General features: G+C 60.2%; 10 protein-coding genes. 6 read left to right on the top strand and 4 right to left on the bottom strand.

Annotated elements, in window-relative coordinates:
- Positions 1-72 precede the first annotated feature (72 nt).
- From PSCI_RS02145 to PSCI_RS02135, 3 genes are all read left to right on the top strand, one after another.
- On the top strand, positions 73-1,584 hold the full coding sequence (locus PSCI_RS02145; RefSeq protein WP_231906551.1) for a sugar ABC transporter ATP-binding protein: 1,512 nt from the start codon (positions 73-75) through the stop codon (positions 1,582-1,584).
- Positions 1,585-1,655: 71 nt separating this feature from the next.
- Entirely contained in the window at positions 1,656-2,681 is a 1,026-nt protein-coding gene (locus tag PSCI_RS02140; protein WP_045482216.1) for an ABC transporter permease, read from the top strand.
- Positions 2,682-2,745: 64 nt separating this feature from the next.
- Complete coding sequence (locus tag PSCI_RS02135; RefSeq protein WP_045482213.1) at positions 2,746-3,867, top strand: Gfo/Idh/MocA family protein; 1,122 nt, start codon at positions 2,746-2,748, stop codon at positions 3,865-3,867.
- Between the two features lie 287 nt (positions 3,868-4,154).
- On the opposite strand, the gene PSCI_RS02130 is transcribed toward PSCI_RS02135, so the two are convergent.
- The 4 genes from PSCI_RS02130 to PSCI_RS02115 all read right to left on the bottom strand — a co-directional run bounded on the left by PSCI_RS02130 (position 4,155) and on the right by PSCI_RS02115 (position 9,761).
- Positions 4,155-5,408 carry a ribonucleotide-diphosphate reductase subunit beta gene (locus PSCI_RS02130; RefSeq protein WP_045482210.1) on the bottom strand — a complete coding sequence of 418 codons (1,254 nt, stop codon included), beginning with the start codon at positions 5,406-5,408 and terminating at the stop codon, positions 4,155-4,157.
- A 518-nt stretch (positions 5,409-5,926) separates the two neighbouring features.
- The gene (locus PSCI_RS02125) at positions 5,927-6,196 is read right to left on the bottom strand and encodes a hypothetical protein (protein WP_045482207.1); all 270 of its coding nucleotides are present in this window, start codon (positions 6,194-6,196) and stop codon (positions 5,927-5,929) included.
- Positions 6,197-6,209: 13 nt separating this feature from the next.
- Complete coding sequence (locus PSCI_RS02120) at positions 6,210-6,458, bottom strand: hypothetical protein (protein WP_045482204.1); 249 nt, start codon at positions 6,456-6,458, stop codon at positions 6,210-6,212.
- Between the two features lie 387 nt (positions 6,459-6,845).
- Positions 6,846-9,761: a ribonucleoside-diphosphate reductase subunit alpha gene (locus PSCI_RS02115; protein WP_045482201.1), complete on the bottom strand. Its 2,916-nt coding sequence runs from the start codon at positions 9,759-9,761 to the stop codon at positions 6,846-6,848.
- Between the two features lie 650 nt (positions 9,762-10,411).
- On the opposite strand from PSCI_RS02115, the gene PSCI_RS02110 reads away from it, so the two are divergent.
- Genes PSCI_RS02110 through fhuF form a run of 3 tightly spaced genes read left to right on the top strand, consistent with a single transcriptional unit; the run spans position 10,412 to position 13,445 of the window.
- Complete coding sequence (locus tag PSCI_RS02110) at positions 10,412-11,140, top strand: response regulator transcription factor (protein ID WP_045482199.1); 729 nt, start codon at positions 10,412-10,414, stop codon at positions 11,138-11,140.
- Positions 11,137-12,759 (top strand): ATP-binding protein, encoded by a 1,623-nt coding sequence (locus PSCI_RS02105; RefSeq protein ID WP_045482196.1) that lies wholly within the window; start codon positions 11,137-11,139, stop codon positions 12,757-12,759. Before PSCI_RS02110 ends, PSCI_RS02105 begins: the two co-directional genes overlap by 4 nt.
- A complete protein-coding gene (fhuF, locus tag PSCI_RS02100; protein WP_052483337.1) occupies positions 12,705-13,445 on the top strand; it encodes a siderophore-iron reductase FhuF in 741 nt (246 codons plus the stop codon). The genes PSCI_RS02105 and fhuF overlap by 55 nt, the downstream gene beginning before the upstream one ends.
- Positions 13,446-13,453: the final 8 nt, after the last annotated feature.

Raw genomic sequence — 13,453 nt, 5'->3', positions numbered from 1 at the left:
CCTGGGCCCTTTGAGGAGATCGTGAACATGCTCAGTGCTGCCCCTTCGACCGCCACACTTGCCGCCAGCCGCATGGCCTCTGTGAACGGCGAGTTCCTGCTCGAAATCACTCACCTGACCAAAGGTTTCCCCGGCGTGGTTGCCCTGTCCGATGTGCAACTGCGGGTACGGCCCGGCAGTGTGCTGGCGTTGATGGGCGAAAACGGTGCGGGCAAGTCGACGCTGATGAAGATCATCGCCGGTATCTATCAGCCTGATGCCGGCGAGCTGCGCCTGCGTGGAGAGCCGATCAGCTTCGAGACGCCTTTGCAGGCCTTGCAGGCAGGCATCGCGATGATCCATCAGGAGCTTAACCTGATGCCCTACATGACCATCGCCGAGAACATCTGGCTGGGTCGCGAGCCCCTCAATGCGCTACACATGGTTGATCACGGGGTCATGCATCGAAACACACAAGAGTTACTCGACCGCCTGCGCATGGACCTGGACCCTGAAGAGCTGGTCGGCAGCCTGAGCATCGCCGGTCGGCAGATGGTCGAGATCGCCAAGGCGGTGTCTTACGACAGCGACGTACTGATCATGGATGAGCCGACCTCGGCCATTACCGAGAAAGAGGTAGCCCATCTGTTTTCGATCATCAGCGACCTCAAGAGCCAGGGTAAGGGCATTATCTACATCACCCACAAAATGGATGAAGTCTTTGCCATTGCCGATGAAGTGGCAGTGTTTCGTGATGGCGCTTACATCGGTCTGCAAAGTGCCGAGAGCATGGATGGCGACAGCCTGATTTCGATGATGGTCGGCCGGCCGCTGACTCAGCTGTTTCCCGAGCGCAGTGCACCCACCGACAAGTTACTGCTGTCGGTGCGCGACCTGAGCCTGCAAGGGGTATTCGAGAACGTCTCGTTCGACCTGCATGCCGGCGAGATTCTGGGTATCGCCGGGCTGATGGGCTCCGGGCGCACCAATGTTGCCGAGACCCTGTTCGGCGTGACCCCGGCCACTTCCGGCGAGATCATCATCGACGGTGAGGTGGTGAATATGAGTGACCCCTGCCTGGCGATTCGCAAGGGCCTGGCGTTGCTCACCGAAGATCGCAAGGACACCGGCATCTTTGCCTGCCTGAGCGTGCAGGAAAACATGGAGGTGGCGGTGCTCTCCAGCCATACCAGCAGCGGTTTCGTGCAGCAGCAGCGGCTGCACGAACTGTGTGAAGAGATGCGGACGCAGTTGCGCGTCAAGACCCCCTCACTGGACCAATGCATCGCCAACCTGTCTGGCGGCAACCAACAAAAGGCACTGCTGGCGCGCTGGCTGATGACCCACCCGCGGATTCTGATTCTTGATGAACCCACCCGTGGTATCGATGTGGGGGCCAAGGCCGAGATCTACCGGTTGATCGCCGCCCTGGCCGGTGAAGGCCTGGCGGTGATCATGATTTCTTCCGAATTGCCCGAAGTGCTCGGCATGAGCGACCGCGTCATGGTCATGCACGAGGGGCAGGTCACCGGTGTCCTGGATCGTGAGGAGGCGACCCAGGAGCGGGTCATGCACCTGGCGTCGGGCAACACCGTGATCCATTGACTTGCGCCTGACGGGCGCAGCAGCGGCGCCCGTTCATTCGTCGAAAATTCCAAGAACAAGAGGACCTTCCCATGACTGCCGTCTCCGACAAGAAGACCCTGGAAACATCCGCTCCACGCCGCCGGCGGCGCATGCCCACCGAATTGGGTATTTTGCTTGTACTGTTCGGTATTGGCCTGGCCTTTGAAGCGTTCGGCTGGGTGATTCGCGACCAGAGCTTTTTGATGAACTCTCAGCGCCTGGTGCTGATGATCCTGCAAGTCTCGGTGATCGGCCTGCTGGCCATTGGGGTTACCCAAGTGATTATCACCACCGGTATCGACCTGTCCTCCGGCTCGGTGCTGGCGTTGTCAGCGATGGTCGCTGCCAGTCTGGCGCAAACCTCTGATTTTGGCCGGGCGGTGTTTCCTTCGCTGACCGACATGCCGGTCTGGGTGCCGGTCATGGCGGGCCTGTTCGTCGGGCTGCTCGCCGGTGCGGTGAACGGCAGCCTGATTGCCATTACCGGCATCCCGCCTTTTATCGTCACCCTCGGCATGATGGTCTCGGCCCGTGGCCTGGCCCGTTACTACACCGAAGGTCAGCCGGTCAGCATGCTTTCAGACAGCTATACCGCGATCGGCAACGGCGCTATGCCGGTGATTATCTTCCTGGTGGTGGCAGTGATTTTCCATGTCGCCCTGCGCTATACCAAATACGGCAAGTACACCTACGCGATTGGCGGCAACATGCAGGCCGCGCGCATTTCCGGGATCAACGTCAAACGCCATCTGGTCATCGTTTACAGCATCGCCGGTCTGCTGGCGGGGCTGGCCGGGGTGGTGGCTTCGGCACGTGCCGCCACCGGCCAGGCCGGCATGGGCATGTCCTACGAGCTGGACGCGATCGCCGCTGCGGTGATCGGCGGGACCAGTTTGGCGGGCGGCGTGGGCCGTATCACCGGTACGGTAATCGGCGCGTTGATCCTTGGCGTGATGGCCAGCGGCTTCACCTTCCTCGGCGTGGACGCTTACATTCAGGACATCATCAAGGGCGTAATCATCGTCGTTGCCGTGATCGTCGACCAGTACCGCAACAAACGCAAAGCCAAGCGCTGAACAAGCATCTTCCTTGCCCGGCGGCTGGCCTGCCGGGTCTTTTCTTCTGTCTTAGAGGTCTCTCATGCAAAGACTCGGTCTTGGCCTGATCGGCACCGGATTCATGGGGCGCGCCCACGCCCTGGCGTTTCAACATGCAGGTTCGGTGTTCGACCTGCCCCTGCAGGTCGATTGTGTGGCGCTGGCCGACGCTGACCCGGCACGGGCCGCCGACTGCGCGCGGGCCTGGGGCTTCCAGCAGGCGATGGGCTGGGAGGCGTTGATCAATGATCCGAATGTCGATCTGGTGGCGATCACCACGCCTAACCTGCTGCATCATCCGATGGCCATGGCGGCGCTGGCCGCAGGCAAGGCGGTGTACTGCGAAAAACCGCTGGCCGCGACCCTGGCAGAGGCCACCCAGATGCGCGATGCCGCCCGCGCTGCCGGTGTGGTCACCCGTGTCGGTTACAACTACCTGCAAAACCCCATGCTCGGCCTGGCCCGTGAACTGATTGCCAGTGGTGAGCTGGGCGAAATCGTCGGCTACAGCGGCGAATTCAGCGAAGACTTCATGGCCGACCCACAGGCTCCATTCGGCTGGCGCTGCGAAACTCGCCAGGCCGGTGGAGCGCTGGCCGACCTTGGCAGCCATATCCTGTCACTGTCGCGCTTTCTGCTCGGTGAGGTCGACAGCCTTTGCGCCGACCTGCACACCGTGCATGCCCAGCGGCCTTCGGCCAATGGGCCGCGCCAGGTTGAGGTCGATGATCAGGCACATATCCTGATGCGTTTTGCCAACGGCGCACGTGGCACGCTGACGACCAGTTGGCTGCGCCATGGGCGCAAGAACCGGCTGTGCTTCGAAGTCACCGGTACGCGGGGCACGCTGGTCTATGACCAGGAGCGGCTCAACGAACTGCGTCTCTACCAGCCCGGCTCACGGGTCGAAACCAGCGGCTTTCGTACCTTGCTGGCCGGACCGCAATTGCCTGGCTACGCAGCGTTCTGCCCGGCCCCAGGGCATCAGCTTGGCTATAACGAACTCAAGACCTTGGAAGTACATGGCTTGCTGCAAGCCATGGCCGGTCAGCCGGGCAGCGCAGGGGTGGACTTTCAGGAAGCGTGGGAGGTCGAACGACTGGCAGAAGCGGCGCGCCGATCAGCCCAAGAGCAGCGTTGGGTGAAGGTGGGGGTGGTGGGTTGATGCGGTAGGAGTGCAAGCCTGGATTGCAATCGTTGCGACGGCTGCTTGCTGAGGGGGATGGGGGCTAACTCCAATACTGTTCAGTTAAGTACACAAATCTCGGTGGGAGTTGGCTTGCCGACGAAGACGGCGGCACATTCGCAGCAGATGTAGTGCTTTTACTGGCCTCTTCGCGAGCAAGCTCGCTCCCACCGGGTCCGCAGTGCTTATCTGAACAGTGTTGGGGCTAACGCTGTATCTCGGCACGCACTGAGAAACCCAGTGCGTGCTGAACCGTCATGCGGCGATCAATCCCAGCTCAACGCGCCGCCGGTCTGGTACTCGATCACGCGGGTCTCGAAGAAGTTCTTCTCCTTCTTGAGGTCCATGATCTCGCTCATCCACGGGAACGGGTTGGTGGTGCCTGGGTATTCTTCTTTCAGGCCGATCTGGGTCAGGCGACGGTTGGCGATGAACTTCAGGTAGTCCTCCATCATCGCTGCGTTCATGCCCAGTACGCCGCGTGGCATGGTGTCACGGGCGTATTCGATTTCCAGCTGGGTGCCTTGCAGGATCATCTGCGTGGCTTCTTCTTTCATCTCGGCATCCCACAGGTGCGGGTTTTCGATCTTGATCTGGTTGATCACGTCGATGCCGAAGTTCAGGTGCATGGATTCGTCGCGCAGGATGTACTGGAACTGCTCGGCGACGCCGGTCATCTTGTTGCGGCGGCCCATGGACAGGATCTGGGTAAAACCGCAGTAGAAGAAGATGCCTTCCAGAACGCAGTAGTAGGCGATCAGGTTGCGCAGCAGTTCTTTGTCGGTTTCCGGAGTGCCGGTCTTGAATTCCGGGTCGGAGATCGAACGGGTGTACTTCAGGCCCCAGGCGGCTTTTTTCGCGACCGACGGGATCTCGTGGTACATGTTGAAGATCTCGCCTTCATCCATGCCCAGCGACTCGATGCAGTACTGGTAGGCGTGGGTGTGGATCGCCTCTTCGAAGGCCTGGCGCAGAATGTACTGGCGGCACTCCGGGTTGGTGATCAGGCGGTACACGGCCAGCACCAGGTTGTTGGCAACCAGCGAGTCGGCGGTGGAGAAGAAGCCCAGGTTGCGCAGCACGATGCGGCGCTCGTCGTCGGTCAGGCCTTCAGGGTTTTTCCACAGGGCGATGTCGGCGGTCATGTTGACCTCTTGCGGCATCCAGTGGTTGGCGCAGCCGTCGAGGTACTTCTGCCAGGCCCAGTCGTACTTGAATGGCACCAGTTGGTTGAGGTCGGCGCGGCAGTTGATCATGCGCTTTTCGTCGACCGCCACGCGAGCCGAGGAGCCTTCGAGTTCAGCCAGACCTTCGGCGATGTCCAGGTCGTTCAGCGCCTGTTTGGCGCGAGCCACGGCAGCCGAGTCGCTGGAGGTGACGGCGCGCGCTTCAACGGCGGCGGCACCGCCGTCGGTGTCGAGGCGATCCAGCGCGCCTTCATTGCCTTTGGCAGCCTGGGCAGCGGGTTTGGCAGCGGCGACTTCGCCGTCTTCGTTATCGAATTCGTCCCAGCTCAGCATGGGTACATCTCCGGCTTGAGGGCTGCTATTGCAACCAATTGGATTTTAGAGATGATGCGAAACTGCATGCGTCTTTAAGCTTGCTGAGTGGGATGGATCTTTCCTCCCTTCGCACCAAAATCTGTTGAGGTCAATCACGTTCTGTCCATCCTTATGGAAAAAGACACGAAACTGAGTAACGTCCGGTTGTCAAGGCGTTTACGTGCAGCAAGTCTCTACAACACGCTTATACGCTTGAGATTTTTTCGCCTTTTTAGGGGCGCGAATTATACCGGAATCATGCCTCATCGGGGTATGTGTGAGATTGATTCACAGCACATTTCGACAAAGGCGATCATCAGTCGTTCGATTGACCGCAGTCCAATCACGGAGTGAGGAGTCTAGCTCAGGATTAAGTACATATGGTGGTTTTTTTTGGATAAAAACACTATATGTTGTTGTGGGGGCGAAAAATGTAGCCGCGTAGCTACAATCAGTGAAAGCTCCCCAGCCTGTGTTAGGGGGGGGAGCTATGAGGGTCAGACGTCTACAGTGTGAGTCCAGCGGAGACGGCCAGTTTTAGATAGATGATTAACGAGAGAAGGAGTGCCAAAAAACCGGACTCTGTTGCCATACCTGTAAGCAAGAGCTGACTGGTCGACCTTGAAGCCCATCTCCCTGACAGCCAGCGTCAACTGGTGAAGAAGAGTGTTGTTGTCACCATCTGTGGCTTTCGCATCAAAGACAGCAAAATCAATCCAACCTCCGTTGAGTGCTGGTTCTCGGAGGTGTGCCATGTTGATTTTCATAGGACCTCCTCACTTAACGGCTTTTGTTCGATTGGGACAGGATTGAAGCCGCAAGAGACTTGCTAGCTTCGCTGTACTTCTCGCTTTGGAGCACTTTTGATGCGGTGGTCTCCATCTCTTTACCAGTTTGTTTGCTGGTATGGGTCTGAGCCAGCGCGGACGCTGCCAAGCTTTTTGCAATGACCGATGCATTTGGATCGCGAAGCGTCTCAGACGCGAGGCTAGCGATTAGATCGGATGTCTGTTTGTCGTTGTGATTCATGATAAAACCTCAAAACATTGATTAAATTTAATGTTTCGGGGCACCGCTGAGCCGACAGGCATTGACGTATCCTCCTGATTTTGGCTCAATCAGCGGCCCTCGAAAGCTCCTCGTAACTGTTTGGCTTTGGTGGAGCGGGTGATTGCGTTAGGTCGGCAAACTTCTTCGTAATCGCCCGCTAGCTTTCCAATTCCGTGTCCTTCCTTGGACACCAGTAGGTGATCATTGAAAATGATCGCCGTTCTGTAGCGCGTGCATCGCGCTTTATCTTGTCTAGCCTATAATCTGCTTTTTAATCGTAAGCTGAGATTCGTTCGGCTGATTGTTCTTCGTGGCGTTTCTCGTTTAGCCGAAGCCCATGTTAGGGCTTCGGTCTTTAGTGAAATATTACTGACAAGCCTCGCAATCAGGCTCGTCAATGGCGCAGGCCTTCGGCACTGGGGCCGGACCTGCCGGTGCTGCTTCGCTTGGGCGCGGCGCAGCAATGGCCGAGTCGTCCGGGCCGTGGCCACCGCTCGATACGGCGTTGAGCTTGCCGGTGGTGATGGTCGACTTCTCGGTGCTGGTCGCGGCCAGGGCACGGAGGTAGTAAGTGGTTTTCAGACCACGGTACCAGGCCATGCGGTAGGTCACGTCCAGCTTCTTGCCCGAAGCGCCGGCGATGTACAGGTTCAGCGACTGCGCCTGGTCGATCCACTTCTGGCGACGGCTGGCGGCGTCGACGATCCACTTGGTTTCGACTTCGAACGCGGTGGCGTACAGGTCTTTGAGCTCTTGCGGGATACGCTCGATCTGCTGCACGGAACCGTCGTAGTACTTCAGGTCGTTGATCATCACCGAGTCCCACAGGTCGCGGGCCTTGAGGTCGCGGACCAGGTACGGGTTGATCACGGTGAATTCGCCCGACAGGTTCGATTTCACGTACAGGTTCTGATAGGTCGGCTCGATGGACTGCGACACGCCGGTGATGTTGGCGATGGTTGCAGTCGGCGCGATGGCCATGATGTTCGAGTTACGGATACCTTTCTTGACGCGCTCGCGAACCGGCGCCCAGTCGAGGGTTTCTTTCAGGTCGACATCGATGTACTTCTGGCCACGGGCTTCGATCAGGATCTGCTGCGAGTCCAGTGGCAGGATGCCCTTGCTCCACAGCGAGCCGTTGAAGGTCTCGTAGGCGCCGCGCTCGTCGGCCAGGTCACAGGAAGCCTGGATGGCGAAGTAGCTGACCGCTTCCATCGAGGTGTCGGCGAACTGCACGGCAGCATCGGAACCGTAAGCAATGTGCTGCAGGTACAGCGCGTCCTGGAAGCCCATGATGCCCAGGCCGACCGGGCGGTGGCGCAGGTTGGAGTTACGCGCCTGCGGCACGGAGTAGTAGTTGATGTCGATCACGTTGTCGAGCATGCGCACGGCAACGTCTACGGTGCGCTTGAGCTTGGCGGTGTCGAGCTGGCCGTTAACGATGTGGTTCGGCAGGTTGATCGAGCCCAGGTTGCAGACCGCGATCTCGTCCTTGTTGGTGTTCAGGGTGATCTCGGTGCACAGGTTCGAGCTGTGGACCACGCCCACGTGCTGCTGCGGGCTGCGCAGGTTGCACGGGTCTTTGAAGGTCAGCCACGGGTGGCCGGTCTCGAACAGCATCGAGAGCATTTTGCGCCACAGGTCTTTGGCCTGGATGGTCTTGAACAGCTTGATCTTGCCAGGGTATTCGGTCAGGGCTTCGTAGTACTCGTAGCGCTCTTCGAAGGCTTTGCCGGTCAGGTCGTGCAGGTCCGGCACTTCCGATGGCGAGAACAGGGTCCACTTGCCGTCGTCGAAGACGCGCTTCATGAACAGGTCAGGGATCCAGTTGGCGGTGTTCATGTCGTGGGTACGACGACGGTCATCACCGGTGTTCTTGCGCAGCTCGATGAACTCTTCGATGTCCATGTGCCAGGTTTCCAGGTAGGCACAGACAGCGCCTTTGCGCTTGCCGCCCTGGTTGACCGCCACGGCGGTGTCGTTGACCACTTTCAGGAACGGCACGACGCCTTGTGACTTGCCGTTGGTGCCTTTGATGTAGGAGCCCAGTGCGCGTACCGGTGTCCAGTCGTTGCCCAGACCACCGGCAAACTTGGACAGCATGGCGTTGTCGTGGATCGCGTGGTAGATGCCCGACAGGTCATCCGGCACGGTGGTCAGGTAGCAGCTCGACAGCTGCGGACGCAGGGTGCCGGCGTTGAACAGGGTCGGGGTCGACGACATGTAGTCGAACGACGACAGCAGGTTGTAGAACTCGATGGCGCGGTCTTCACGCTGCTTCTCTTCGATGGCCAGGCCCATGGCCACACGCATGAAGAACACCTGCGGCAGTTCGAAACGGATACCGTCCTTGTGGATGAAGTAGCGGTCGTACAGGGTCTGCAGGCCCAGGTAGGTGAACTGCTGGTCACGCTCGTGGTTGATCGCCTTGCCGAGTTTTTCCAGGTCGAAGCCGGCCAGTGCCGGGTCGAGCAGCTCGAACTTGATACCGGCGGCAACATAGGCCGGCAGGGCCTTGGCGTACAGGTCGGCCATTTCGTGGTGGGTGGCGCTCTCGGCCACGTCCAGGAAGCTCAGGGCTTCGGCGCGCAGGGTGTCGAGCAGCAGGCGGGCGGTCACGTACGAGTAGTTCGGCTCGCGCTCGACCAGGGTCCGGGCGGTCATTACCAGGGCGGTGTTGACGTCCTTGATGGCCACGCCGTCGTACAGGTTTTTCAGGGTGTCGTTCTGGATCAGGTTGGCGTCGACTTCGGCCAGCCCTTCACAGGCTTCGCTGACGATGGTGTGCAGGCGCGCCATGTCCAGCGGCTCAAGACTGCCATCGGCACGGGTGATGCGGATGCTTGGGTGCGGCTTGACGGCGGTGTCGGCAGCGGCGCGGCCGGCACGTTCCTTGGCGCGCGAATCACGGTAGATCACGTAGTCACGGGCAACTTTCTGCTCGCCGGCACGCATCAGCGCCAGTTCGACCTGATCCTGGATTTCTTCGATGTGGATAGTGCCGCCCGATGGCATGCGACGCTTGAAGGTGGTGGTGACCTGTTCGGTCAGGCGCGCCACGGTGTCGTGGATGCGCGACGACGCGGCGGCGGTGCCGCCTTCAACTGCAAGAAACGCCTTGGTGATGGCCACGGTGATCTTGTCGTCGGTGTAAGGAACGACAGTACCGTTACGCTTGATGACACGCAATTGACCGGGGGCAGTAGCGCTCAGGTCCTGTTGGGCCTGGGCGGGTTGCGGCGCAGCGGTCGGCTGGTTCTCGCGAGTTGTGTCTGTCTGCATGGGGGGGCTCCACATTTTTAAGTATGTTCGGGCATTGCTGCCCACCGTGGCCGGCTTTTGGCCGGTTTGAGGAAGGCTGTGCGCGTTCCCCGGCTTTAAATCAAAAAGGCAGCGGGTTGGCACGCTGCCTGGAAATCTCTGGATAGTGCATATTCGATGTTGCAGGACGTGCAGTGCAGCGTGCCGATTACATCGGGCCATTCGCGCGAGCGGTTTGGCTACGGATCCTGCGTTTAGTTCAACTCCACAAATTCAAGTTAAAGGGCTTGAAAACCTGCCTCGAATTGTGTTCACGGTTTTTTTGGTCCAAACCCTACATCTAGGGTCTGTCCAGGAAAGGACATACAAGATAATGCGTTTCTAGCCTCAGTTCAACGCACTGCCTGTGGATAAACTTGTGCACAGTTTGTGCATTGCAGGGTGTATAACGCGGTCCAGCCCGCAGCCTCTGTACGTTGAACCGTTGGTCGCTGTTTTTTTTCTGGCTGCACTGGCGGTGGGTGCAATTTTGCGGGCGCGAACCCTATCACAAAAAAACAACTCGGCAAGTCCTCTGGCACCTCGTCTGCTACCGCCGCCACCGGGCAACTGACGCTGGGGCAAAGCCTGCGGCATTGCTACACTCGCGGCAGTGCTGAGGGAGTTTGCGCATGGCTGATGAATCCTGGCGGGTGCTGATCGTCGAAGACGACCAGCGGCTGGCCGAACTGACCCGTGATTACCTGCAAGCCAATGGCCTTGAGGTCAGCCTTGAGGGCGATGGCGCGCGGGCTGTAGCGCGGATCATCGAGATGCAGCCGGACCTGCTGATTCTCGATCTGATGCTGCCCGGCGAAGACGGCCTGAGCATTTGCGCCAGGGTCCGCCCGTACTATGCCGGGCCGATTCTGATGCTCACCGCACGGACCGATGACAGTGACCAGGTACAAGGGCTGGACACCGGGGCCGATGACTTTGTCTGCAAACCGGTGCACCCGCGGGTGCTGCTGGCGCGGGTCCATGCGCTGTTACGTCGCAGCGAGCCGACGCCGCCAAGTGCCCAGCAGCGGGTGAGTTTCGGCCCGTTGCAGGTCGACAGTGGGTTGCGCGAGGCATCGCTGCACGGCCAGCTCATCGAGTTGACTGCCGCCGAGTTCGACCTGTTGTGGCTGTTGGTCAGCAATGCCGGGCGCATTTTGTCTCGGGAAGAGATTTTCACCGCCCTGCGCGGGGTCGGCTACGACGGCCAGGACCGCTCTATCGATGTACGCATTTCCCGTATCCGCCCGCGGATCGGCGACGATCCTGAACACCCGCGGCTGATCAAGACGGTGCGCAACAAGGGGTATCTGTTCGTGGCCGAAGCGGCCCGTCAACTGACCCTGCTGAACCCCGCATGAACGCCATTTTCCTGCGTATCTATGGCGGCATGCTGGGGGTGCTGATTCTGGTGGCGCTGCTTGGCACGTTGTCGCTGCATGTGCTTAACCAGCAGCGCGGCGAGCAATACCGTGAACGCATGGCCCATGGCACCTTCGCTCTGATGGGCGACAATCTGGCGACCATGAACGATCTTCAGCGCCAGCGGGCCCTGGCGATCTGGGAGCGTCTGTTAGGTATTCCGCTGAGCCTGCAGACGCCTGACCAGGCACAACTGGACAGCAGCGCGCGCAGCCGTTTGCTGCGAGGCCAGGTGGTGGTCGAACAGACCGGGCCGCACGCGGCCAAGGTCTATCGCCAACTCAGTGTCAATGAGCCTTTATTGCTGACTGGCGAGGTGCAGCAGATCACCGAGCAGTTGGCGCGAGCCACCCTGTATTTGCTGAGCGATGAACTGGTGCGCGCGCCGGCCGCAGAGCAGCCAGCGCGTTTGCAGGCCTTGAAAGCCGACAAGGGCTTCGGTTTCGATTTGCAACTGTTGCCTCTGGACCTGGCTGACCTGGACGACGATCAGCGCCGGCGCATCTATGAAGGCGATACGGTGATGGCGCTGGGCAAGGGCGGTGATTCGATCCGGGTGCTGTCTGGCATCGTTGACACCCAATGGGTGCTGGAGCTGGGGCCGCTGTACCAGATGCGGCCATACCCGACCGACGTGCTGGTGGGCATTGCACTGTTGGGTTTGTGCTTTATCGGCCTGGTGGTTTATTGGCTGGTGCGCCGCCTGGAGCGCCGGGTGCAGGCGCTGGAGGCTGCCGCCACGCTGATAGCCCAAGGCAGTTTGCAGACCCGCGTGCCCAGCAGCGGCAACGACTCGGTCGGCAGGCTGGCCACGGCGTTCAACAGCATGGCCGAGCATTTGCAGCGCTCCCTGACCATCCAGCGGGAACTGGTGCGTGCCGTGTCGCACGAATTGCGCACACCGGTGGCGCGCCTGCGCTTTGGCCTGGAGATGGTCCAGGATGCCGAAAGCCCCGAAGCGCGACACAAATACATGATCGGCATGGACAACGACATTCAGGACCTCGACAAGCTGGTCGACGAGATGCTGACCTACGCGCGTCTGGAGCAGGGCGCGCCGACCCTGGATTTCCAGCGGGTCGATCTTGAAAGCCTGATCGATCAGGTGATTGCCGAGCTGGCGCCGCTGCGCGCCCAGGTGCGGGTCGCCCGTGGTGTCTGTCGGATCGACCCCGAGGACAGCAATGCCTGGGTCGAGGCCGAACCGCGTTATCTGCGCCGTGCCGTGCAGAACCTGGTGAGCAATGCCATGCGCCATGCCGAGTCGCGGGTCAGCATCAGTTTCCGGGTCGAGGATGGCCGCTGCCGGCTTGACGTCGAGGATGATGGCCCGGGTGTGCCGGAAAGTGCCTGGGAGCGGATCTTTACCCCCTTCATGCGTCTGGACGACAGCCGCACCCGCACCTCAGGCGGTCATGGCCTGGGGTTGTCCATCGTGCGGCGCATTATCAATTGGCATCAGGGGCGGGCCTTGATCGGCCGTAGCGAGCGGTTGGGCGGTGCCTGTTTCAGCCTGGCCTGGCCGCGCGTGCAGACCGCAGAAAAGGTCGAGCCGTGATGCTGCACGTTGCCGCTCAGCTACAGCCGTTCATGCAACATATCGTGGCCGAGGATGACCAGCGTCCGCTGTTGACGCTGGCTGAACTGCTGCAGCCGCAGCGTCTGGAGGCTCTGCTGTTGAATCTCTATGGCGCGCACTTGATGCCGCAGCAGCGAGATGTGCTGGTCTCGCAGTGGGCCAAGTACGGCTTCATGCTGGTGATCCCGCCGCTGCTGGTGGCCTCGATAACCCAGGACTGGCATTGGCCGTTGGGGCTTGAGCGCGTGGCGGTGGCACTTGATGAGCGGGGTATCCCGACCGGGGTGAAGTTTCTTGCCGCAGGTGCTGTGTTAGCAGCGCCGGGTGGTGATCCTTTACAGTGCTTTGCCGACCTGCTGGATGACTTGCTGACCCCGTTGGTCAATGCCCTGAGCGCTTATGGCGGTGTGCCGCGGACGGTGTTGTGGAGCAGCGCCGGGGAAGCTCTGGAACACTGCCTGATTCGTCTTGACGCGCCGCTCGCGGAAAAAGGCTGGCCGCTACTGAGCCAGCGGCTGAAGGCTGACGGGCGTCGCAACCCGTTGTACCAGACCATTGTTTATACCCCCCGCCGCCAGCGCCGCAGCTGTTGCCTGAGTCATCGGGTCGAGTGGGTCGGGCGCTGTGAGTATTGCCCGTTGCCGACGGGCTCAAAGCCGCCGTAAACCTTCGT

It is taken from the genome of Pseudomonas sp. StFLB209, assembly GCF_000829415.1.
Lineage (GTDB): Bacteria > Pseudomonadota > Gammaproteobacteria > Pseudomonadales > Pseudomonadaceae > Aquipseudomonas.
This window is presented reverse-complemented; position numbering and strand designations above follow the sequence as displayed.

What these genes read in the sequence shown, in the direction of transcription:
- PSCI_RS02145 (WP_231906551.1), top strand. Translation starts at nt 73, where the DNA reads ATGGCCTCTGTGAACGGCGAGTTCCTGCTCGAAATCACTCACCTGACC.
- PSCI_RS02140 (WP_045482216.1), top strand. Translation starts at nt 1,656, where the DNA reads ATGACTGCCGTCTCCGACAAGAAGACCCTGGAAACATCCGCTCCACGC.
- PSCI_RS02135 (WP_045482213.1), top strand. Translation starts at nt 2,746, where the DNA reads ATGCAAAGACTCGGTCTTGGCCTGATCGGCACCGGATTCATGGGGCGC.
- PSCI_RS02130 (WP_045482210.1), bottom strand. Translation starts at nt 5,408, where the DNA reads ATGCTGAGCTGGGACGAATTCGATAACGAAGACGGCGAAGTCGCCGCT.
- PSCI_RS02125 (WP_045482207.1), bottom strand. Translation starts at nt 6,196, where the DNA reads ATGAAAATCAACATGGCACACCTCCGAGAACCAGCACTCAACGGAGGT.
- PSCI_RS02120 (WP_045482204.1), bottom strand. Translation starts at nt 6,458, where the DNA reads ATGAATCACAACGACAAACAGACATCCGATCTAATCGCTAGCCTCGCG.
- PSCI_RS02115 (WP_045482201.1), bottom strand. Translation starts at nt 9,761, where the DNA reads ATGCAGACAGACACAACTCGCGAGAACCAGCCGACCGCTGCGCCGCAA.
- PSCI_RS02110 (WP_045482199.1), top strand. Translation starts at nt 10,412, where the DNA reads ATGGCTGATGAATCCTGGCGGGTGCTGATCGTCGAAGACGACCAGCGG.
- PSCI_RS02105 (WP_045482196.1), top strand. Translation starts at nt 11,137, where the DNA reads ATGAACGCCATTTTCCTGCGTATCTATGGCGGCATGCTGGGGGTGCTG.